This is a genomic window from Cobetia sp. MC34, from assembly GCF_018340035.1.
GTDB lineage: Bacteria > Pseudomonadota > Gammaproteobacteria > Pseudomonadales > Halomonadaceae > Cobetia > Cobetia amphilecti.
On the sequence record NZ_JADPPY010000004.1, the window covers coordinates 70,232 to 90,708 of the forward strand.

Annotated in this window: 20 protein-coding genes; 6 read left to right on the forward strand and 14 right to left on the reverse strand. The window is 64.4% G+C overall.

What is annotated here, in order from left to right; genetic code table 11:
- Nucleotides 1-81: 81 nt before the first annotated feature.
- Nucleotides 82-1,602, reverse strand: coding sequence for a leucyl aminopeptidase (locus IZU87_RS03450; protein ID WP_213113693.1), 1,521 nt, complete (start codon nt 1,600-1,602; stop codon nt 82-84).
- Nucleotides 1,603-2,014: 412 nt separating this feature from the next.
- Between IZU87_RS03450 and lptF the strand changes: the two genes are divergently transcribed.
- Genes lptF through IZU87_RS03465 form a run of 3 tightly spaced genes read left to right on the forward strand, consistent with a single transcriptional unit; the run spans nt 2,015 to nt 4,648 of the window.
- The gene (lptF, locus tag IZU87_RS03455; protein WP_082388186.1) at nt 2,015-3,109 is read left to right on the forward strand and encodes an LPS export ABC transporter permease LptF; all 1,095 of its coding nucleotides are present in this window, start codon (nt 2,015-2,017) and stop codon (nt 3,107-3,109) included.
- Nucleotides 3,109-4,191 carry an LPS export ABC transporter permease LptG gene (gene lptG / locus IZU87_RS03460; protein ID WP_213113694.1) on the forward strand — a complete coding sequence of 361 codons (1,083 nt, stop codon included), beginning with the start codon at nt 3,109-3,111 and terminating at the stop codon, nt 4,189-4,191. Before lptF ends, lptG begins: the two co-directional genes overlap by 1 nt.
- Nucleotides 4,184-4,648 (forward strand): RDD family protein, encoded by a 465-nt coding sequence (locus IZU87_RS03465; protein WP_339927253.1) that lies wholly within the window; start codon nt 4,184-4,186, stop codon nt 4,646-4,648. The genes lptG and IZU87_RS03465 overlap by 8 nt, the downstream gene beginning before the upstream one ends.
- Nucleotides 4,649-4,805: 157 nt before the next feature.
- Here the strand turns inward: IZU87_RS03465 and IZU87_RS03470 are convergent, their stop codons facing one another.
- Nucleotides 4,806-5,630, reverse strand: a complete 825-nt coding sequence (locus IZU87_RS03470; RefSeq protein ID WP_213113695.1) for a hypothetical protein — start codon at nt 5,628-5,630, stop codon at nt 4,806-4,808.
- Nucleotides 5,631-6,262: 632 nt separating this feature from the next.
- Between IZU87_RS03470 and IZU87_RS03475 the strand changes: the two genes are divergently transcribed.
- Entirely contained in the window at nt 6,263-6,466 is a 204-nt protein-coding gene (locus tag IZU87_RS03475) for a bacterioferritin-associated ferredoxin (protein ID WP_043333196.1), read from the forward strand.
- 397 nt (nt 6,467-6,863) lie between these two features.
- Entirely contained in the window at nt 6,864-7,343 is a 480-nt protein-coding gene (bfr, locus tag IZU87_RS03480; RefSeq protein WP_043333195.1) for a bacterioferritin, read from the forward strand.
- A gap of 93 nt (nt 7,344-7,436) precedes the next feature.
- Here the strand turns inward: bfr and IZU87_RS03485 are convergent, their stop codons facing one another.
- The 8 genes from IZU87_RS03485 to bufA2 all read right to left on the reverse strand — a co-directional run bounded on the left by IZU87_RS03485 (nt 7,437) and on the right by bufA2 (nt 14,055).
- Nucleotides 7,437-8,558 (reverse strand): 5-(carboxyamino)imidazole ribonucleotide synthase, encoded by a 1,122-nt coding sequence (locus IZU87_RS03485; RefSeq protein WP_213113696.1) that lies wholly within the window; start codon nt 8,556-8,558, stop codon nt 7,437-7,439.
- Nucleotides 8,559-8,561: 3 nt separating this feature from the next.
- Complete coding sequence (gene purE / locus IZU87_RS03490; RefSeq protein ID WP_213113697.1) at nt 8,562-9,080, reverse strand: 5-(carboxyamino)imidazole ribonucleotide mutase; 519 nt, start codon at nt 9,078-9,080, stop codon at nt 8,562-8,564.
- A gap of 221 nt (nt 9,081-9,301) precedes the next feature.
- Nucleotides 9,302-9,559, reverse strand: coding sequence for a DUF1653 domain-containing protein (locus IZU87_RS03495; protein ID WP_225996526.1), 258 nt, complete (start codon nt 9,557-9,559; stop codon nt 9,302-9,304).
- A 72-nt stretch (nt 9,560-9,631) separates the two neighbouring features.
- A complete protein-coding gene (gene tcdA / locus IZU87_RS03500) occupies nt 9,632-10,498 on the reverse strand; it encodes a tRNA cyclic N6-threonylcarbamoyladenosine(37) synthase TcdA (protein WP_213113753.1) in 867 nt (288 codons plus the stop codon).
- 215 nt (nt 10,499-10,713) lie between these two features.
- Complete coding sequence (locus tag IZU87_RS03505; protein ID WP_213113754.1) at nt 10,714-11,535, reverse strand: pseudouridine synthase; 822 nt, start codon at nt 11,533-11,535, stop codon at nt 10,714-10,716.
- A 241-nt stretch (nt 11,536-11,776) separates the two neighbouring features.
- Nucleotides 11,777-12,613, reverse strand: coding sequence for an HvfC/BufC N-terminal domain-containing protein (locus IZU87_RS03510; protein ID WP_213113698.1), 837 nt, complete (start codon nt 12,611-12,613; stop codon nt 11,777-11,779).
- Entirely contained in the window at nt 12,610-13,569 is a 960-nt protein-coding gene (bufB, locus tag IZU87_RS03515) for an MNIO family bufferin maturase (RefSeq protein WP_213113699.1), read from the reverse strand. The genes IZU87_RS03510 and bufB overlap by 4 nt, the downstream gene beginning before the upstream one ends.
- Nucleotides 13,570-13,788: 219 nt before the next feature.
- Nucleotides 13,789-14,055 carry a BufA2 family periplasmic bufferin-type metallophore gene (gene bufA2 / locus IZU87_RS03520; RefSeq protein ID WP_197738697.1) on the reverse strand — a complete coding sequence of 89 codons (267 nt, stop codon included), beginning with the start codon at nt 14,053-14,055 and terminating at the stop codon, nt 13,789-13,791.
- 268 nt (nt 14,056-14,323) lie between these two features.
- Here bufA2 and IZU87_RS03525 point away from each other — a divergent pair, with 268 nt between their 5' ends.
- Entirely contained in the window at nt 14,324-16,822 is a 2,499-nt protein-coding gene (locus IZU87_RS03525) for a fatty acid cis/trans isomerase (protein WP_213113700.1), read from the forward strand.
- Nucleotides 16,823-17,029: 207 nt separating this feature from the next.
- On the opposite strand, the gene fnr is transcribed toward IZU87_RS03525, so the two are convergent.
- From fnr to IZU87_RS03545, 4 genes are all read right to left on the reverse strand, one after another.
- Nucleotides 17,030-17,779 carry a fumarate/nitrate reduction transcriptional regulator Fnr gene (gene fnr, locus IZU87_RS03530; protein WP_043333190.1) on the reverse strand — a complete coding sequence of 250 codons (750 nt, stop codon included), beginning with the start codon at nt 17,777-17,779 and terminating at the stop codon, nt 17,030-17,032.
- Nucleotides 17,780-18,067: 288 nt separating this feature from the next.
- The gene (locus IZU87_RS03535) at nt 18,068-18,346 is read right to left on the reverse strand and encodes a hypothetical protein (RefSeq protein WP_213113701.1); all 279 of its coding nucleotides are present in this window, start codon (nt 18,344-18,346) and stop codon (nt 18,068-18,070) included.
- A 25-nt stretch (nt 18,347-18,371) separates the two neighbouring features.
- Nucleotides 18,372-18,989, reverse strand: coding sequence for a cbb3-type cytochrome c oxidase subunit II (locus IZU87_RS03540; protein ID WP_213113702.1), 618 nt, complete (start codon nt 18,987-18,989; stop codon nt 18,372-18,374).
- Nucleotides 18,986-20,476, reverse strand: coding sequence for a cbb3-type cytochrome c oxidase subunit I (locus tag IZU87_RS03545; protein WP_213113703.1), 1,491 nt, complete (start codon nt 20,474-20,476; stop codon nt 18,986-18,988). The genes IZU87_RS03540 and IZU87_RS03545 overlap by 4 nt, the downstream gene beginning before the upstream one ends.
- Between the last annotated feature and the right edge of the window lies 1 nt (nt 20,477).

A 20,477-nucleotide genomic window follows, 5' to 3' on the forward strand; every position in this document is an offset into this window, starting at 1 on the left:
GACCTCTCGGGTCAGCGGTGCCGAGTGGCGTCGCGACCCGCGTGTCTCAACGCTAGCACGCTATCGAGAGCATGCGAAGCCTCAGACGGTCTCTTCCTGCGGGGCGCTGAGTTCCGCTTCGCGATCCAGCAGGTATTGGGTCAGAAGGCCCACCGGACGGCCGCTGGCGCCTTTCTGCTTGCCGGACATCCAGGCGGTGCCGGCGATGTCCAGATGCGCCCACGGGAAGGTGTCCGCGAAGCGGGACAGGAAGCAACCTGCGGTGATCATGCCGGCTTCGCGACCGCCGATGTTGGCGATGTCGGCGAAGTTGGAATCCAGCTGCGTCTGATACTCGTCCCACAGCGGCATGTGCCAGGCACGGTCCCAGGCTTCTTCGCCGGCGTCGAGCAGGTCGAGCGCCAGGTCATCATCGTTGGAGATCAGGCCGGTGGCGTGATTGCCCAGCGCGATGACGCAGGCGCCGGTCAGGGTGGCGATGTCGACGACACTGGCCGGCTCGAAGCGCTCGGCGTAGGTCAGCGCATCACACAGCACCAGACGGCCTTCGGCGTCGGTGTTGAGGACTTCGACGGTCAGACCCTTCAGGGTCTTGATGATGTCGCCCGGCTTGGTGGCGCGGCCGTCCGGCATGTTCTCGGCGCTGGCCACGATGGCCACCACGTTGAGCTTGGGCTTGAGTTCCAGCACGGTGCGCATGGTGCCGAACACGCTGGCCGCGCCGCCCATGTCGTACTTCATCTCGTCCATGCCGGCGCCCGGCTTGAGCGAGATGCCGCCGGTATCGAAGGTGATGCCCTTGCCGACCAGCACGTGCGGGGCTTCGTTCTCGTCTTCCGCGCCGCGGTATTCCATCATGATCAGGCGGCTCGGCTCTTCACTGCCGCGGCCGACCGACAGCAGGGACAGGGCGCCGAGCTCCTCGAGCTCTTCCTCGCCGAGCACGGTCACTTTCAGGGCGCCATCCGAGGCGGCACCCAGTTGCTCGGCACGCTCGCCCAGGTAGCGCGGCGTGCAGATGTTGCCCGGCAGATTGCCCAGCGTGCGCGCTTCATTGACGCCCATGCCGATGGCGGCACCGACGCGCAGGCCGGCTTCCAGTTCGGCCTGACGCTGCTTGTCGGCACTAACCACGCTCAGGCGGGTCAGAGAGACGGGCTCGCCCGGCTTGCTCTTCATCTCGGTGAAGCGATAGGCAGTGCGCAGTGCGCTCTCGGCGATCATGCGCGCCATCCAGTCAGCCTCACGCAGCTCGAGATTCAGCTCGAGACCAGCGAAGGCCGCGTCTTCGATGGGCAGCTTGAGCAGGGCGGTCATGGCGGCATCGAGGCCACGCTTGTAACGGCTTTCGTCGAGCTTTTCCTCACTGCCGAAACCGGCCAGCAGCAGGCGCTGAGCGCCGAGGCCCGGAGCGAAGGGCACCAGCAGGGTATTGCCGAGCTCGGGCTTGAAGTCGCCGCGCTCGATCAGCTGGGAAATCAGCTTCTCGCTGGCATCGTCGAGTCGTGCCGCAGCACCGGTGAGGTCGCCCTCGATGACGGGTACCACGATGCAGGCGGTTTCAAGCTGGGCCGGATTGGCAGTGACTACAGGAAATTCCATGGCAACTCCACGCGCGCGAGTGAGGGTACGAAGATGAACAGTACAAGGATGAAGGATGTCGTCAGGCCAGGCGTGCCCGGCTCGCGGCGACATCGGGGTCATGGTCTGGATGGGGGCGCAGACCGCTCATGACAAGCTGAGCTGGCATGCACGAGTGAGGGCAGTCCATCATGTCAGGCTGTCCACGTGCAATGCCTGCAGCCGCGACAAGGCAGCATCCTTTCTGGATAATGCTGCTGCATGAGGGGGAGCCGCTCCCGTCCAGTCTTCAGGCCCGTGCCGCCAGTGTACGCAAAGGCTGCGCACCATGCATGAGGGGGATGATGCCTTCATGTGATCACGACCATTCCTCCACCGGCTATCATCGATCTGGTCAACACGCTCGCTTGCGAGCGGGAAACAGGAGTTCCACTTGATCATCTTCCGCTACCTGACACGCGAGATACTCACCACCATGGCCGCCGTGGCCGGGGTGCTGATGCTTGTCATCATGGGCAGCCGATTCATCCGCTATTTCAGTGATGCGGCGGAGGGGGATTTCCCGGCGTCGATTCTCGGCAGCCTGATGCTCTATCACCTGCCGGGTTTCTTCGAACTGCTGCTGCCGCTGTCCTTCTTCCTCGCCGTGTTGCTGGCCTTCGGTCAGCTGTACATGAACAGCGAGATCACCGTGCTGGTCGCCTGTGGCGTCGGTCCGGAGCGCCTGCTGCGTGTCACCTTGCTGCCGGCGTTGTTGATCACGGCGCTGGTCGCGGCCTGCAGCCTCTATCTGACGCCTGCCGGCGCGCTCAAGAATGAGCTGTTGCTCGAGCAGCAGAAGCAGAAGACCGACTTCTCGATTCTCGGCGCGGGGCGCTTCCAGGAGATCGGCAATCGCACCGTCTATGCCGAGAGCATGAGCGATGACAACAGCGAGCTGGAAAACGTCTTCATCGCCGAGGCAGGTGACAGCAATGCCGCCAGCACGCCCGACAGCGAACCGAGCCAGTCGGTGGTGCGCGCCGAGCGTGCCTTCCAGGAAGTCAGCCCCGAGACCGGCAGTCGCTATCTGGTGTTGAGCGACGGTACGCGCTACGGGGTGGAGCCGGGCAAGGCGATCGCCCAGCGACTGGGCTTTGATCGCTACGGCGTGCGCATCACCGAGGGCCAGGACGCCGCGGCCCTCAAGGAAGACATCGAGCTTGCGACCACGGCGCAGCTCTGGGCTTCCGATCTTCCGGAGGCCAAGGCCCAGCTGCAGTGGCGCATCTCGCTGCCGTTGATGGTGCCGATCCTGATGCTGATCGGTCTGCCGCTGGCACGCGTCAATCCGCGTCAGGGGCGTTTTGCACGCCTGCTGCCGGCCATCTTCGTGCACATCACCTATCTCAGCCTGTTGATCGCGGCGCAGAATGCCGTCGCATCCGAGAAGTACCCGGCCGCCATCGGCCTGTGGCCCATTCACGGCGTCTATCTGGCGCTCGGCATCTGGCTGAGCTGGCGCGACAACCGCGGAGGTGGCCGCTGATGCTGCTTGATCGTCTCGACCGTTACATCGCCCGCAATGTGCTGGTGGCCATGCTGGTGGTGCAGGTACTGATTCTCGGGCTCGACCTGATGATCACCTACATCAATGACCTGGGGGACGTGAAAGGCGACTACGGCGCCTTTGAAGTGCTCCTCTATCTGCTGATGCGTCTGCCGTCGCGCTTCTACGAATTCGTGCCGGTCGGCGTACTGCTGGGCGCCCTGATCGGGCTGGGCAGCATGGCCTCGAGCAATGAGCTGACCATCATGCGCGCGGCCGGTCGTTCACTGACGCGCATTCTGTGGGGCGTGATGAAGCCGCTGGGGCTGGTCATCGCCATCACCATGGCGGTCGGAGAATATGTCGCCCCCGTCACCGAACTGCAGGCCGACGCCTGGCGTGCCGAGAAGCAGCAGGGCGCAGGCGCCGTCTACGCGGAAGGTGGCGGCTGGCAGCGCGAGGGCAACGACTACTACCGTTTCGGCTCGATTCGCAGCGATGATGTGGTGCTCAACGTCACCCGCTATCGCTTCGATGACGAGCGCCATCTGACCCAGGCGCTCTACGCCAGGCGCGCCGTCTGGGAGAGCGATGGCTGGACGCTGGAGGCGGTGCAGACCACCACCTTCGAGTCTCAGGATGGCGAGCCGAGCGCCACCACGGTGGCTCAGCAGGAGACCCGCGAGTGGGACACCCAGCTGACGCCGGACCTGCTCAAGCTGGTCATCAGCGACCCCAAGCAGCAGTCAGCCTCCGATCTGTGGCGCTATTCCCGCTACCTGCAGGACCAGGGGCTGTCGGCCAACCAGCCACTGCTCTACTTCTGGCAGAAGATTCTGCAGCCGCTGACACTGGCGGCGCTGGTACTGGTGGCCGCCTCCTTTGTCTTTGGGCCTTTGCGCACGGTGGCGGCGGGGACACGGGTCTTCTACGGCATCGTGGTCGGCTTGCTGTTCAAGTATCTGCAGGACCTGCTCGCCCCGGCCTCGGTGGTGTTCGGCTTCGCGCCCATCTGGGCGGTGCTGGCACCGATGCTGGCCTGTTACGTGATCGGCCTGCTGCTGATCCGGCGCAGTGGCTAGGGGCGCCCCGCACTCTCGCCGCCGTCTCGACCCGCAGGGAGCGCGCCCTGCGGGCCTGATGCGGCGTCTGGGCGGCGTGGTCTATGACGCCTTCCTCGTGATGGCGTTGTTGATCGTGCTGGGCTTCATCGGCGTCGCCGTCAACGGCGGTGAGGCCAATCAGTCGCCGCTGTTCCGCAGTCTGTTGCTGGTGGCGATGTTCGCCTTCTTCGGCGGCTGCTGGAGCCGCAGTGGCATGACGCTGGGCATGCAGGCCTGGCGGCTGCGCATCGAGACGCCACAGGGTCATGTCCCGACGCTGCAGCAGTGCCTGATACGCTTCGTGGTTGCCGGGCTGTCACTGGGTGCCTGCGGGCTGGGGTACGTCTGGCAGCTGTGGGACCCTGAACAGCGCAGCTGGCAGGACATCGCCTCCGACACCCGCGTGGTGGTGCTGCCCAAGCCGCGGCGCGAGTGAGGCATCGTCAGAGAGCCTCTGGCGCATGCGCCATGCAGGAAAGCAGTGAGCTCATCCAGAAGTTATCTCAGCCAGACGTGATCTCAATCAGATAAAAAAACGCCCCGCCAGTCATCGACTGGCGGGGCGTTGTGTTTTCCACGAGTGCAGGGCGTGATCAGACGCCCAGCAGGCCATCCAGACGCGTGATGATGCGCTCCACGCTGGCGCGTGACACCACCAGGCTGTCTTCCTGTGCCGCCGTCTCGGGCAGCTCGCGCGGCAGGTCGATCACCGCGGTGCCCATGCCTTCCAGGCGCACGCCTTCACGGTAGCGCACGAAGGACAGCTGACCGATCGGACGCTGGCCATCGTGATCGAGGCGCGCCAGACGCGTGAAGGCGCTGACGGTATCGAGCACCGGCGCGCTGGTCAGCGGCAGGTGCGTCAGGCGCCATGCCAGCCAGCCATCGATGTCGACGGCTTCATCGCGCAGGGTGGCGAACCAGTGGCGCGCCTGATCCAGGCGGTAGCGAGCACGGCCCTGCTTGTCGAGCCACAGCACGTCGGCGCTGGCCTGACGCGGGCTTTCCAGCTCGCCCGGCAGGTACAGCCAGGATTCGGACAGGCGCTGCAGGGCGCCCGGCAGCGGCTCATCCAGGGTGCGCTCATTGAGGGAGTCCAGCGCCGCGCTCAGGTCTCCCTGTTCCGCGCTCTCGCCGGTGTTGGAGTAACCGACGTTGTAGCGCCAGACACGATCGGAAATTTCCTGGGTGACCACGTGGTCATGGGGCAGAGCGATATGGCTCATCAGTTCACGCGCGTTGCAATGCTCATCCACCAGGCCTTCACGGCGGGCTTCACGATAGAGATTGCGCAGCAGTGGGGTCAGCGGCAGACGGTGGTGGTCACCGAAGCAGCTGCCGGCGTCGCGGACGGCGTCCAGATCAAGTGGCAGGTGGGACGTGGCGTGATGATCGGCGGTGGCGAGTTGTACTGACATGATATCGGGCTCCTTGCGGATTGGCGTTCGGAAATCGGCAGATAGGGCAACAGCAGACGGATTCAGGCCGGTCACGGCTTCAGCATGGCGCCCATCATCGGCATGCCGATGCGGGTCATGGCCATGAGGAGGCGTAGCGACGGAATCTCTTGCAGTGTCCTGTTCATGTTCTTTCCTGATTGCCTGGCGGGGCGTGGCAGTCATTTGCCTTCATCGTGACGCGGCGCTTCCCGTGAGCGAGGAGCTGGGCTGCGTTCAGCTGGGCTGCGTTCGAGTGACCCGCCTGAGTGATCGGCTAGCGATGACTCATTATGTTTTGGTGCGATTGTTTTTCGAATTGCATAAAAAATCGTTATACATACTAGCGGTCTCGTGTGAAATCGCAACCCTACCTTTCTGTCAGCCACGAGCCATCATTCTTTATACGGCGCTGGCTTTCCCCGCGGCAATGGCTTTGTGAGGCTGATGTGGCCTGCTTATGACATCGTGTGTTCCGCAACCGCAAACCGGCCAGAAATCGCCTCGCTAAGTATTTGATATAACGTGTGAATGAGAATTTTTTGCAGTCAGGTGTTGCGCATGTTTCTGCGAATCATTTACATTTGTCTCACTTGGAGTGAGCGAGGTGAGCCATGTACGTCTGTCTGTGCAAAGGTGTGTCAGACCACAAGATCCGCGAAGTCGTGGAACAGGGAGCGCGCAGTTTCCGCGAAGTCCGTGAGCAGACCGGATGCGCGACCCAGTGCGGCAAATGTGCCTGCATGGCCAAGACCATCACTCGCGAAGCGGTCGCGCGTGAAATGATGCCGGCAGAGGATCTCGCCTACGCGGTGTGATGCAGGCTCGAGCCCAGGCTCGCCTGTCGGCGACTGACACTCCAGTCGCCGCGCTGCCCAGCTGCGTGATCTGTTCCCGTCGACTCCCGGCAAATGCTCGCTTGCCTGACGCCCGCCACCTGGTCTCAAGACCGGGTGGCGGGCGTTTTCGTATGGGCGCCAGGCAATCCAGTGTCGGTCGCCACATGACAACGCGGATACCAATCCTTCCCATTTGCGCCTAAAAGTCGATAACTTGTTGGTATGTCTCGAAAAGTTCATGTTTTTGCGCCATACTTGCCGCACCTGATCGATAGGGCACGCCTGACGTGCCCGCGCTGCGGCTGATGCATGCCGTCATCAGGCGCAGCACAGAACCTGACGCAAGCAGCAACCCTGACAAGAGAGGAATGGCGACATGAAAGGCGATCCCAAGATCATCGAGCATCTCAACACCATACTGGCCAACGAACTGGTCGCCATCAATCAGTACTTCCTGCATGCGCGCATGTACAAGGACTGGGGCCTCAAGCGCCTGGCCAAGTGGGAATACGACGAGTCCATCGAAGAGATGCGTCACGCCGACACCCTGATCGAGCGCATCCTGTTCCTGGAAGGCCTGCCCAACCTGCAGGACCTCGGCAAGCTGCGCATCGGCGAGAACACCAAGGAAATGCTCGAGTGTGATCTGGCGCTGGAGCATCAGGCACATGGCGATCTGAAGGAAGCGATCGCCTACGCCGAGCAGGTTCGCGATTACACCTCGCGTGATCTGTTCCGCAAGATCCTCGACGACGAGGAAGAGCACATCGATCACCTGGAGACCGAGCTGGGCCTGATCGAGAAGGTCGGCATCGAGCTCTACCTGCAGAAGCAGATCCACCACGAGATCGACTGATTCCGTGGCGGCTCGCTGAGCCGTGCCGAAACGAAAACGCCCCCGCTGCCGATGGCAGCGGGGGCGTTTTGTCTTCAGTGGCGCAGAACCGGCTTACTTGCCCAGTTCATTGACCAGCAGCGCTTCGACAGCCGCGATGCGGGCGTCGAGGCTCGCCTTGTCGGCGGCCAGCAGCGTGATATGGCCGATCTTGCGCCCCGCACGTGGCGCCTTGCCGTAGTCGTGCAGACGCGCGCCGGGAATGGCGAGCACGGCGTCACGTTCCGGCATGCGGCCGATGATGTTGAGCATCGCGCAGGGCGTGAGCAGTGCGGTCTCGCCCAGCGGCATGCCGGCGACGGCACGCAGGTGATTCTCGAACTGGCTGGTGACGGCGCCTTCGATGCTCCAGTGACCCGAGTTGTGCACGCGCGGTGCGATCTCGTTGGCCAGCAGGCGCTCGCTGCCATCGTCGTTTTTGACGACGAAGAACTCGAAGGCCATTACGCCGACATAGTCGAGCTCGTGCATCACCTTGAAGGCAGCCGCCTCGGCTTCGGCCTGCAGGCCGTGGGAGTCGAGCGGTGTGGAGCAGTGCAGGATGCCGTTGCGATGCTCATTGCGCGACAGCGGCCAGGCGCGTGTCTCGCCATCGCGACCGCGTACCGCGATCACCGAGACTTCATGATCGAAGGCGATGAAGCCTTCCAGGATCAGCGGCACGCTGCCGAGTTCGGCGAAGGTGTCGGCGACGTCGGCCATCTCGCGCAGCACCTTCTGGCCCTTGCCGTCATAGCCCAGCGTACGTGTCTTGAGCACGGCGGGCAGACCGATGGTCGCGACACCCGCTTCAAGGTCCGCCTGGCTGTCGACCAGCGCCAGCGGCGGCACCTCGATGCCCAGGCGCATGAACAGCGACTTCTCGCTCCAGCGGTCACGCGCGGTATCCAGGGCGCCAGCCGGCGGGAAGGTCGGGCGCTCGGCTGCCAGACGCGCGACGGCGTCCGCCGGCACGTTCTCGAACTCGAAGGTGATGGCGTCAGACGCCGCCACCAGCTGCGTCAGGGCCGCATCATCCTGCCAATCGGCACAGAGATGATGACCGTGGACGCGACCGCAGGGCGAATCGGAAGGATCAAGGAAGGTGAAGCGGGCATTCAGGGCGGCGCCGGCCTGAGCCAACATGCGGCCCAGCTGACCGCCGCCGACGATACCGAAGCGGAACGGCTGGCTCATGGCTTACTCGCCTCCGTGGGACAGGCTGGGTGCGTCGGGGCGCGGGTCCGGATTGTCGAGCACACGGTCGGTCTGCTCGGCACGGAAGTTGATCAGCGCGGTGCGAATGGCCGGGTACTTGTTGCCCAGCTGGCTGGCGGCCAGCAGCGCGGCATTCACGGCGCCGGCGCGGCCGATGGCCAGTGTGCCGGTGGGGATGCCGGCGGGCATCTGCACGATGGAGAGCAGGGAATCGACACCTGACAGCATGCTGGACTGCACCGGCACGCCCAGCACCGGCAGCCAGGTCTTGGCGGCACACATGCCCGGCAGGTGCGCCGCGCCGCCGGCACCGGCGATGATGACCTCAAGGCCACGCTCGGCAGCGGTATCGGCATAGTCGAACAGCAGGTCGGGCGTGCGATGGGCAGAGACGACCTTGACCTCGTGTTCGATCCCCAGCGCTTCCAGGGTTTCGACCGTATGGCACATGGTCGCCCAATCCGATTTTGATCCCATGATGACACCAACCAGTGCGCTCATGCTTCCTCCGCTCTTGACGTGGTATGAACCAGCTCACAGTGCCTGCCAGACGTGCCGGGCAGTGCGCTGTGTGGGCGTGGCCGAGCCGCGCGGGCAGATCATGCCCGCAAGCGGCTCAATGCGTATGTCTGGAAAAACAAGCGGCGCAGTATAGCACCGCGACCGACAGGCGGCATGTACCTGTCTGGTCGGTCAGGATGTGGGTGCGGCAAGGCCGCGGATCAGCAGGACCACGCCGAGACCAGCGCGAAGCGTGGCACCGGCTCGCCCTGGATCTCGACGTTCTCCATGAACATGCTCAGCGGACGCACCCACAGCCCGCATTCACCATAAAGAGCACGATAGACCACCAGCAGCTCTTCGGTCTCGCTGTGGCGACTGGTGCCGATCACTTCGTACTGCGCGCCCTTGTAGTGGCGGTAGAGGCCCGGCACGGGACGATTTTCCGGCAGCGGCGGCATGGCAGGCAGGTCAGTCATGGCGATTTCCTTGAGGGTGAAGCGAGAAGCAAGAAGCGAGAAGCCAACAGCAAGTGGCGAAAAGCAGGCGTATCAGTCGGCAGCGTTCGGCGCATCAGCGACAGGCGTGGCCTTGGCACCGCGGCGTGCGATGCGCGCCAGCGCGCGGGCAGCGGCGGTGAAGCCGAAGCTGCCGGTGACGAAGGTGGCCGCGCCGAAGCCGCCGGCGCAATCCAGGCGCGTGGCGCTGTCGCCGGGCTTGGTGGCACACACCTCGCCGTCGGCGCCGGGGTAGGTCAGCTGCTCGTCGGAATAAACGCACTCGACATCGAATCGGCGCTTCAGGTTGCGACTGAAATTGTAGTCGCGACGCAGCAGTGAGCGAACGCGCGCCAGCAGCGGGTCCTGCTCGGTGCGGGCGAGATCACCGATCTGGATGCGCGTCGGGTCGAGCTGGCCACCGGCGCCGCCCGTCACGGTCAGGCCCAGCTTGCGCCGCTTGCACCAGGCGATCAGCGCCGTCTTGGCGGGCACGCTGTCGATGGCGTCGATGACGTGATCGAGGTCGTCGTGGATCAGCTCGGCGAGATTGTCCGGCGTGACGAAGGCCGAGATGGCGTGGATCTTCATCTGCGGCGCGATCAGCTGGCAGCGCTCGGCCAGCACCTCGACCTTGGGACGGCCGATCTGGCCATCCAGCGCATGCAGCTGCCGATTGACGTTGGACACGCAGACATCATCGAGATCAATCAGCGTCATCTCGCCGATGCCGGAGCGAGCCAGCGCCTCGGCGCTCCAGCTGCCGACGCCGCCGACCCCGATCACCGCGACATGCGCGTGACGGAAGTGAGCGAAGGCGCTGGCGCCGTAGAGGCGACGGATGCCACCGAAGCGGAAGTCGTAGTCGTCTTCTGCGGGGGCCTGGCTGGCAGCGCCGGTCGCAAAGAAGCTCTCCAGCATCCGTTCGCTGGCGGAGGGCGTGCTGTCGTGGGGCGACGGCTCGCCTGAGGGCTTGCGGTCAGGGCTCTGCTCTTCAGAGCTTTTGCTTTCAGAGCTTTTGCTTTCAGAGCTCTGCTGTTCTGGGCTCATGTCGGTCGAGTCCGGGGTGTCGGAAGAGGTGGTCATGCGCAGCTCGCGAATCTCGGGGGAACGGGTGGCAGTTGGCTGGGGCGCGCTCAGTCAGCCAGGTCGTCGGCGGATGCATCGAGCCAGTGTCTGGTCGGGCGCTCTGCCAGATGTTCAGCGTAGCGTTCGGGTAGATGGCCCAGCCAGCCGAAGCGCTCCATCAGTGCCGCGTAGGCACCTTCTGGCGGACACGACAGGCTCAGCCAGCCGCCCTCGGGGTGAGGAAGCTCAAGCCCGACAGCCGCCAGCAGCAGGCGGGGGCATTCCAGTGTCGTGGCGAAGTAGCGGTTGTAGTTGCCCTTGCCGTGCTTGGCGTCGCCGATGATCGGGTAGCCACGGCGTGACAGGTGACGGCGAATCTGATGGCGGCGGCCGGTCAGCGGACGGGCCTCGACCAGCGAGAAGCGCGACTGCGGATAGCGATCGATGGCGATGGGCAGCTCGACCTGTGCCAGGCGGCGCGTGTCGGTGATGGCTTCCTGCTCCGGCATCTCGGCCTTGGGCAGCTTGCCATCTTCCTTGCGCAGGCCGTAATCGAGGCGTTGCTGCTCGGGCGCGACGCCGCGCACTATCGCCAGATAGCGCTTGCTGACCTGCTGCTCCTCGAAGGCGGTGCTCAGCTTGCGCGCCGCCTGGGGCGAGAGGCCGAACACCATCAGGCCTGAGGTCGGACGGTCGAGGCGATGCACGGGGAAGACATGCTGGCCGATCTGGTCGCGCAGGCGCTGAAGCAGAAACTCGGTCTCGTGCTTGTCGATGGGGCTGCGGTGCACCAGCAGGCCCGATGGCTTGTGGACCACCACCAGCACTTCATCCTGGAACAGGATGTCGAGTGGCTCGGCGGGTTCAGTCAGCTCAACAGGCTCAGTCATCTCGGCAGACTTGGCCTCGAGAGGCGTGGGCGTGGTGTCCGCCATCGGCGCAGGTGTCTGAGGCGCCGTCGGCGCGTCGGAGTGCGGAGCATCAGGAGAAGAGGGCATGGGCATCACGGCAGCAGGAAGACGAAAGCCGACCATCGCAATGAGGGTCGGCGTGTATTGTCCGGCTTTCGCCGCTGGCTGTCATGTCCGGTGTGGCGTCGGGCGCGCGGTTGCCTGATGTCAGGGCCTGATGTCAGGGCCTGATCAGCAGGCCGGCGGCGAGCCACTGCACCAGCAGGTTGATCGCCACGCCCGGGGCTTGCTCTGCCCCCACCTGCGTCGTCAGCAGCTCACCGAGCCGGCCGAAGCTCAGGCCCTCGGCACCGGTCGCGAGGATGGCGCCGAGAGCCAGGTCTTCCAGCGGCTCGAGAGAGCGATAGTGCACCTCGGGCGCGCCAGCGGTGGGCTGGCGCCAGACGATCCAGGGCGTGGGCGTGTCGGACTCGACCGGCGCGCGTGGCGGCTCATCGTTGTCGATGGCCTTCCAGATGGCCGGCGTATCGAAGTGGAACGAGAAGCGCTTGAGGGACGGATGCGCTGCCAGGGGCAGCTCTGGCCACTCCTCGGGGGGCAGCGTCTGCAGGGCCTCGACACTCAGCGGGGCGCTGTCCACCACATCCAGCGCCAGCCCCAATGCCCACTCGAAGGCGGCCATCTCGGTGACCAGGGAGCGCTCGGGTTCGCGCGCCGCGACGAAGGCCGGGAAATGCTGGCCTGCCCAGCGAATCGAATAATGACTCGGCGGGTGGGCCGCGAGGTAGTCACGACACAGCAGCCCGAAGGCGTCATCGCCGATCAGGGTGTGCACGGCCTCGAAATCCCCGCCGAAGACCTCGAAGAGCCGCAGCCGATAGGCCATCGCGTAGATGTCGAGGCGCTCCTCGGCGCTGGCAAGCTGATCACTGATGACGGCCTCGGCCGCCGCGCTGCGGGTGTCAGGGCTCGGCGTCGCGAGGTAGGCGCCCGTGGTCTCCTGCAGTTGCATCAGGGCACTGCGATCAGCACCGCCTGCGGGGCTCGCTTGCGTCATGCGCGCAGCCCTCCGTGGTCTGCCGTCTGATTCGCGCGCGTGGCATCCGTCAGCGGACGGCCACTGCGGCGGCGCAGTTCGGCGTACTCCTGCATCAACTCCGACCAGGGCGGGAAGTTGTCGTCGCGCTCGATCATGGTGGCGACATCGCCGAAGCGCTCCCGCGCGGCGTCATACAGCGACCACACGGCGTCCGGGACGGGCTGGTCATGGGTGTCGATGCACAGCTCGCCGCCGGAGACTTCCTGCCGGATATGCCCGGCCAGATGGTGCTGCCAGACGCGCTCTGCCGGCATGGCGTCCAGATAGGTCAGCGGGTCGAAGCCATGATTGTGGCTTGAGACGATGACGTTGTTCAGGTCGAGCAGGATCAGGCAGTCGGCGCGGCGGCTGACCTCGGCCAGAAACTCCCATTCGCTCATCTCGTCAGGGCGCCAGGTCAGATAGCTGGAGACATTTTCCAGCAATAACTGACGGCCGAGCGCGTTCTGGACCTGATCGATGCGTTCGGCCAGATGATCGATGGTGGCATCGGTATAGGGCAGCGGCAGCAGGTCGTGGAACTGATGCGCGCCGGTACGCGTCCAGCACAGGTGATCGGAAACCCACAGCGGTTCGATGCGCTCACACAAGGCGCGCAGCTCGCGCAGGTAATGGCTGTCGATGGGATGGCTGCCACCGATGGACAGCGAGACGCCATGCAAGGCGATGGGGTAGTGCTCGCGGACTCGCTCGAGATGATGCAGTGGCTTGCCGCCGGCACTCAGTCCACCAGTACTCAGACCACCGGATTCGCTGGCGCCGTGGCCCATGTAGTTCTCGCTGATGGCCTCGAACCAGTCGATGTCCGGCAGCGTCGTCAGAATCTCGTGGTAGTACTCGGGGCGCAGCCCCAGCCCCTGACCGATGCCGGCGCTGGCGGGCGTGGGCAGGCGAGCGGTGACAGCTGTCGTCATGCGTGAATCCTCTTCTGAGCGAAGGCAGAGGGTGCGGAAAAGGGCGAGGCAGAGGGCGAGTCAGGAGCGCTGAAAGACACCCGCCAGGGTTCCCGGACAGAAACAGAGCCAGAACCAGAGCTAGAGCCAGAACCAGGAACGGGAGGACGGTGTGCCGTCCTCCCGTCGGGAATTCGCCAGAGGCGCCTGCCAGGGCAGACGCCTCTGCGTGCCTGAGGATCAGCCCTCGACGACAGTACCACCTTCGCCGACACAGGATTCAGCGCTGGCAGTGTACGACCAGCCCTGGCCCTTGCAGGCGTTGTGGCCCTTGCAGGCGCTGTTGGCGGTCGCGCATTCGGAGGTGCCCTTGCAGGAGTTGATGCCGGAGCACTTCACGGCATTGTCACCGGCGTGCACCGGCAGCGAGGTCAGGGCGGCAGTGGAGAACAGCGCGGCGGCAGCGGCGGCGAAGGTGGCAGCAGTAACGGTCTTCTTCATGGTCATGATGGCTTCCTATCGGGCAGGGCCCGTATTTTTGAATTATGGATCAGGAACATCGTGGCACCCGCTTGCGTCAGACAGCTCGTTCAGGCGGGTCATGACGTCATACGCCATCAAAATAAAGTTGGATGCGGAAACGCCAAAAAAATCTGACATCATTGTTCACTATGCTTGGAAAGGCAGTCTTGCCGAATTAGTGAGCCTGCTTATGGTACGCTTTCGCCATCATCTGCCCGATTGCCGATATCCCTTCCTCTTGCTGGAGTTCCCCATGCCGGACCTACTTCGACGCCTGTGGCGCATACCGCGCTGGCGCTGGAGCATCGTGCTCGTTCTACTGTTGGGGGGCTGCAGTGCCGTCGCGATTCATCAGCTCGATGAGCGTTTCGGCCCCGCGTCACCGCGTGAGCGGGTGGTGTCACACGACAGTCTTGCCGGGCGTCAGTGGGAGGATGAGGTCAAGCCGGTGATCGAGACGCGCTGCGTGGTCTGTCATGGCTGCTACGACGCTCCCTGTCAGCTCAAGATGTCATCGGCCGCGGGGATCGATCGCGGCATGAATCCGGCGCCGGTCTACGATGGCACGCGCTTGCTGGCGGCCAATCTGACGCGCATGTTCGAGGACGCGGACACCACCGAGCAGTGGCGCAGCATGGACTTCTCGCCGGTGCTCAATGAGCGCTTCGACTCTCCGGCCGCCAATCTGGAGGGCAGTGTGCTGTTCCGTGCGCTCAGCCAGAAGCGCAAGGCGCCGCTGCCGGTGACGGAAGATGGCCTGCTACCGGAAGACCGCTTCGACCTGTCGCTCAATCGCAGTCAGGTGTGTGCCCCCGTCGAGGGCTACGACAAGTTCGCCGAAGACCATCCTGACTGGGGCATGCCCTACGCCCTGCCACAGGTCAGCGATGAAGAGCACCGCACGCTGGTGAACTGGCTGGCCAAGGGTGGCGCGATGACCGGTCCGGCGCCGTTGCCCCAGGCGCTGATGCCGCACATCGAGCAGGCCGAGCGCTTCTTCAATGGCGACAGCCTCAAGCAGCGCCTGATGAATCGCTACATCTACGAGCATCTCTTCCTGAGCCATGTGTATTTCCCGGGCATCAAGGGCGCGGACGGCCGGCCGATCTTCTTCAAGCTGGTGCGTTCCAGCACCCCGCCGGGCGAGCCGATCAAGCGCATCTCCACGCGCCGCCCCTACGATGCACCCTACGCCTCCTACACCGCCGATGAGCGCGCGAGCCTGCCCCACGATGACGCCGGGCGCCCGCGGGTCTATTACCGTCTGTGGCAGGAGCGCGCGACGATCCTGGCCAAGAATCATCTGCCCTATGCGCTCAATGATGCTCGCTTCAAGCGCTGGCAGGCGCTGTTCCTGACACCGGATTACCCGGTGGATGACCTGCCGGATTACGACCTCAAGACGGCCTCGAATCCTTTCCTGACCTTCGAGGCCATCCCGGCCGAGTCACGCTATCGCTTCATGCTGGATGAGTCGCAGAACACCATCATGGGCTTCATCAAGGGGCCGGTCTGTCGCGGGCAGGTCGCGGTGGATGTGATCAATGATCACTTCTGGGTCGGTTTCACTGACCCGAAGATGTTCAGCCACCCGGAAGTGGAACGCACCCTGGCCGAGGAAGGAAAGAATCTCAGCCTGCCCGCCGAGCAGAGCAGCAATGCGTTGCCGATCAGCTCCTGGGTCAAGTTCGAGAGCAAGCAGACCGCCTACCTCAAGGCCAAGCAGCGCCTGATGTCCCAGGCCTATCTCGATGGCGATCTGCGCCTGGATGAGCGAGTGCTGTGGGACGGCAGCGGCTGGGCCGACGGCCCTGGCCAGGGGCGCAACCCCAACGCGGCCCTGACCATCTATCGCCACTTCGACAATGCGGCGGTGATGAAGGGGCTGGTCGGTGGCGTGCCCAAGACGGGCTGGATCATCGATTACCCGATGCTGGAGCGCATCCACTACCTGCTGGTCGCCGGCTTCGATGTCTACGGCAATCTCGGCCATCAGCTTGTCACCCGTCTGTACATGGACTTCCTGCGCATGGAAGGCGAGAACAACCTGCTGGTGCTGTTGCCGGCAGGTGAGCGTCAGGCGGTGCATGACAGCTGGTATCGCGACGTCAGCCCCGGGCTTGTCGAGCTGCTGTTCAAGAAGCCGCCGCAGTTCGATGCGCCCAGTGGCATCGTCTGGACACCGCAGGAGCTGTCATCCCCGAACCAGGCTCGCCTTGGGCTGATGCGGCGCATGCAGGAGCGCCTCGCGCCGGAACTCGGCCATGAGCGCAGCCTGAGCAATGTCGAGGACGAGCACGTGCGACATGAGCTGCAGGCCCTCGCTGCGGTGCAGGGAGTCTCGGCCAGCCTGATGCCGGAGGTGACGATCGTCGCGCTGGAGGATGGCACTGATGACTCGCCGCGCCTTTACAGCGTGCTGCGCAATTCCGCCCACGCCAACATCACCAGCCTGTTCGATGAAGAGAAAAATCGCCGTCCTGAGGAAGACACTCTCGATGTCTTGCGGGGCGTGGCGGGCGATTACCCGAATGCCTTCTGGCGTCTGACGCCTGACACCCTGACGGGGCTGGCAGAGCGGGTGGCGGCACTCGAGACCGAAGAGGACTATCGCGCCCTGCAGGCCGATATCGGGGTGCGCCGGACTGATCCGCGCTTCTGGGAGTTCTCCGACAGCGTGCTGCGCACCAACTATGCTGATCGCCCTGTCGAAGCGGGCCTGCTGGACTATAACCGCCTCGAGAACCGCTGATCGCCAGCGAAGGCCGAGACAAGCCCTGTTGTCAGGACTGTCAGGGTTGTCAGAGTTGTCAGGACGACTGACGACTGGCCTGACAGAAAGAAGAAGCCCGCCACGCAAATTGCGTGGCGGGCTTCTGTCTTGTGTGGTGCCGGCATGGCGCCCTGGCGGCGGATCAGCGCAGTGTCGCTCAGCGTGATGTGCTGTCAGCAGGCGTCATCAGCGACCACCCTGACACTCGCCTTCGGCCAGTTCGATCAGGCCATCCAGATGCAGGATATGCACCTCGCGGGCACGAATGTCGACCAGCCCCTGGGTCTGGAAGCGGGTCAGGATACGGCTGATGGTTTCGACGGCCAGCCCCAGATAGTTGCCGATATCGGCGCGTGCCATCGAGAGGCGGAAGCTGTACGGCGAATAGCCACGGCGACGGAAGCGCTGTGACAGGTTGACCAGGAAGCTCGCCAGCCGCTCATCGGCTGTCTTGCGCGACAGCAGCATCATCATGCGGCGATCTTCGTGCAACTCTTTGCTCAGGCTCTTGAACAGCTGGGTTCTCAGCTCCGGCATCTGCTCCGAGAGCGCATTGAGGCGGTCGAAGGGGATCTCGCAGACGGTTGTGGTCTCCAGCGCCACCGCGGTGCCGGGATAGCAATTGCTGTCGATGGCATCGAGCCCGGCCAGCTCGCTGGGCAGGTAGAAGCCGGTCAGCTGCTCCATGCCGCTGTTTTCATTGGTGATCTGCTTGAGACTTCCGGAGCGCACCGTGAAGACGCAATCGAAGGCATCGCCCTGGGTGAAGAGCACTTCCCCTTTTCTGAGTGGCGCGCGACGGCGGATGATGGCGTCAAACTGGTCGATATCTTCCATGTTCAGTGCCAGTGGCAGGCACAGTGAACTCAGCGAACAGGTCTGGCAGCGGGCTTCATGGGCGCGCAAGCGGTGTGATGCCTGTGCATTGGCCGTCATGGTGACTCTCCTGAGGAATGTCACCGCTACCCCTGGGGCAGGGCAGCGGAGGGGGCTTTCGGGCGCAACGAACGGTGGGGCGGGGCCTTGTCGCCCGCCGCTACCCCGCCCAGCCGAAGTGAGTCGAGCGGCCAGGGTCTGAGCGCTCATCGGCTGGGGCAGTGCAATTTCGTGACGCCATAATATTAGATTTTATTAATTCATTATCCTGCCCAACCCATGGGCGTTGCAAGGTGTGTGAACTTTAGGCCTGGTTGGCCCTGCGTGACCATACCGCGACGACCTGCCTCAGCCAGCTGCGCCGAGCAGCAGGATCAGTGCGGCGGCCAGCGTCGCCAGTGCCAGCCTGCCCCAGGCACGTGGCGCTGGCGTGTCAGGCTGACGTACGCCGTTGATGCGATGTTCCTGCATGGGGCCATCGCCTTCGCGCTCGTCGCTGTCAGCGCTTGCAGCGCGCGAAAGACTGCCCAGGGCCAGCATGGCGAACAGCACCAGGCTGCCCAGCGTGAGGGCCAGCACCCAGAGATTCCAGAACAGGGGGAGTCCAGTTGTCTCCAGCAGATTCATGTCGTGTCTCCTGAGCGGTGTCCTGTCATGGGCCACGGCTAGCGATGTCGCTCGCGGGGGCGGCCTGCTGCAGGTAGGCGAGCAGAGCCGTGATTTCGGCAGTGCCACGTACGTCATTGGGGGCGGCGAGAATCTCGTCTTCCGCGTAGGGCACGCCCAGGCCTTGCAGGGCTCGCATGCGGGCCGCGATGCCTTCGCCGCTCAACGCCTGCTCGAACAGCCACGGGTAGGCGGGCATCGCTGAGCCCGGCACCTGACTGCGCGGGTCATTCAGATGCAGGCGCTGCCAGGCATCGTCATGCTGCGCAGGCAGCTGGCTCAAATCCGTCCCCCAACGCTCGACGCCCCACAGCGAGGGACGGTCGTAGTAGCGCGCCCGGGCGATCGTCGCATCGCCGTGGCGCGCCGTATCGCCAGGTAGATCGCGCACCATGCGTGTGTGGCACTGCTGACAGCCCTCGCGTTGGTAGATGCGCTGGCCCTCCAGCGCCAGGGCGCTCAGCGGTTTGAGGTCTTCTGGCGCGCTGGCGAGGCTGGGGTGAGCCCCGAGCGGCACCAGCTGGGCAAGGGCGCCGAGGCTCATGGTGAGCAGGCATAGTGCCGTCATCAGGCCGGCGTGACGTTCGAGCAGGACATGTCTCATGCGTAGTGCCCTCCCGAGGATGTGGCAGGGGGCGTGGTAGAGGGGGACGCAGAGTGCATGGCAGGTTCTGATGATGCCTTGTGCGAGCCGGAGCTCAGGCGCTGGCGCTCATGAGCGGCTTGGCGTTCGCTCTTTTGATCAGCCAGGGTGCGCGTCACATTGAGGAGCATCAGCAGCAAGCCGAGCGCCCAGCAGGCGAGCCCGCCCAGCGAGATCATCATCGGCATGCGGGCCACTTCCAGCACCTCGCTCAAGGTGTATAGCGGCCTGCCGTCATCTGCCAGTACATGCCACATGCTGCCTTGAAGCAGCGTGGTCGCCCAGCTGGCGGCAACGCACAGCAGGGTGCCGATGATGGCCAGCAGGGCGTGAGTCTTGAGCAGCGCGAGGGAGCGCATCGGGGGCAGCAGGTGATAGGCCATCACGATGGCGACTGTCGCGACCACTCCCAGGCTTGCTGCCGGCGACAGACTGTTGGCGGCACTGAAGGTCAGGGCATTGAGGGTCGGCAGTGACAGCAGGCTGTACTCAAGTACCGCCAGGGCGAAGCTGACCAGAGTTGCCGCCACCAGGCAGATCAGCGGATCCCGGCGCAATGAGTGCCAATCCTCCTTGAGTGTCATCAGGCCATTGAGGCTGAGTGCCAGCCCCGGCGCCAGCAGCAGGATGCCCATCGCCATGCCCAGCGTCTGGCTCCAGGCCGGCAGGGCGCTCGCGAACAGCAGCGGAGCACCTCCCCATGTCACCAGCAGCACCAGCATCCAGAAGCTGGTGGTGGCCAGCCGGTGCGAGTAGAGCGGCAGCCGCGAGCGGCTCGTCACCATGTGATGGAGCAAGGCAATGAGGCCGAATGCGAAGATGCCGCCGGGGAGAGGTCCTGCCTGCCAGCGCTGAATCAGTGCCTCGAGGCTGCCCGTGAAGAGCGGTATCGATTCCAGCAGGCCGATCGGCACGCTGAGCGAGATCAGCACATGCTGAATCAACACCAGCATCAGGCCGGCGATGAAGTACCAGCAGGCCACCGGCAGGCGGCGCAGCGTGCGCTGTTCCAGCACCGTGAAGAAGACCCACGCCACGGTCAGCCAGACGAGGGTCATCAGGAGATCGACGAGCCAGGGCGCTTCGGCCATGTATTGGCCCGAGGAGTAGCCTGCGACAATCGCCAGTGCGCCGAGCGCGACCACGGCCTGCCAGCCGAGGAAGGTGAAATGCATCAGCTTGAGCGTGAAGGGAGTCAGTGCGATATCCGGTATCGCCGTCTCGGCGTCCGTGCGTGATTCGCGTTGCAGGACGCTGTGCATGGCGATGGAGTAACCACCGGCGATCACTGCCGAGCCGCCCAGACCGTAGAGCAGCAGGTGATGTTGCAAGGGAGCGAGGCGGCCGTAGCTCAGCCAGGCCACTTCCGGCCCCAGTGATGGCCATAGCCAGATGAGGTTGAGCCACACTGCCAGACAGAGGCTGAGCAGGCCCCAGATGACGGCCATG

Coding starts and splice junctions, on each gene's coding strand:
- IZU87_RS03450 (WP_213113693.1), bottom strand. CDS start 1,602: ATGGAATTTCCTGTAGTCACTGCCAATCCGGCCCAGCTTGAAACCGCC.
- IZU87_RS03470 (WP_213113695.1), bottom strand. CDS start 5,630: ATGTCAGTACAACTCGCCACCGCCGATCATCACGCCACGTCCCACCTG.
- IZU87_RS03535 (WP_213113701.1), bottom strand. CDS start 18,346: ATGAATCTGCTGGAGACAACTGGACTCCCCCTGTTCTGGAATCTCTGG.
- lptG (WP_213113694.1), top strand. CDS start 3,109: ATGCTGCTTGATCGTCTCGACCGTTACATCGCCCGCAATGTGCTGGTG.
- IZU87_RS03525 (WP_213113700.1), top strand. CDS start 14,324: ATGCCGGACCTACTTCGACGCCTGTGGCGCATACCGCGCTGGCGCTGG.
- IZU87_RS03545 (WP_213113703.1), bottom strand. CDS start 20,476: ATGGCCGTCATCTGGGGCCTGCTCAGCCTCTGTCTGGCAGTGTGGCTC.
- IZU87_RS03495 (WP_225996526.1), bottom strand. CDS start 9,559: ATGACTGACCTGCCTGCCATGCCGCCGCTGCCGGAAAATCGTCCCGTG.
- IZU87_RS03485 (WP_213113696.1), bottom strand. CDS start 8,558: ATGAGCCAGCCGTTCCGCTTCGGTATCGTCGGCGGCGGTCAGCTGGGC.
- purE (WP_213113697.1), bottom strand. CDS start 9,080: ATGAGCGCACTGGTTGGTGTCATCATGGGATCAAAATCGGATTGGGCG.
- bufA2 (WP_197738697.1), bottom strand. CDS start 14,055: ATGACCATGAAGAAGACCGTTACTGCTGCCACCTTCGCCGCCGCTGCC.
- fnr (WP_043333190.1), bottom strand. CDS start 17,779: ATGACGGCCAATGCACAGGCATCACACCGCTTGCGCGCCCATGAAGCC.
- bufB (WP_213113699.1), bottom strand. CDS start 13,569: ATGACGACAGCTGTCACCGCTCGCCTGCCCACGCCCGCCAGCGCCGGC.
- tcdA (WP_213113753.1), bottom strand. CDS start 10,498: ATGCTGGAGAGCTTCTTTGCGACCGGCGCTGCCAGCCAGGCCCCCGCA.
- bfr (WP_043333195.1), top strand. CDS start 6,864: ATGAAAGGCGATCCCAAGATCATCGAGCATCTCAACACCATACTGGCC.
- IZU87_RS03505 (WP_213113754.1), bottom strand. CDS start 11,535: ATGACTGAGCCTGTTGAGCTGACTGAACCCGCCGAGCCACTCGACATC.
- IZU87_RS03475 (WP_043333196.1), top strand. CDS start 6,263: ATGTACGTCTGTCTGTGCAAAGGTGTGTCAGACCACAAGATCCGCGAA.
- IZU87_RS03510 (WP_213113698.1), bottom strand. CDS start 12,613: ATGACGCAAGCGAGCCCCGCAGGCGGTGCTGATCGCAGTGCCCTGATG.
- IZU87_RS03540 (WP_213113702.1), bottom strand. CDS start 18,989: ATGAGACATGTCCTGCTCGAACGTCACGCCGGCCTGATGACGGCACTA.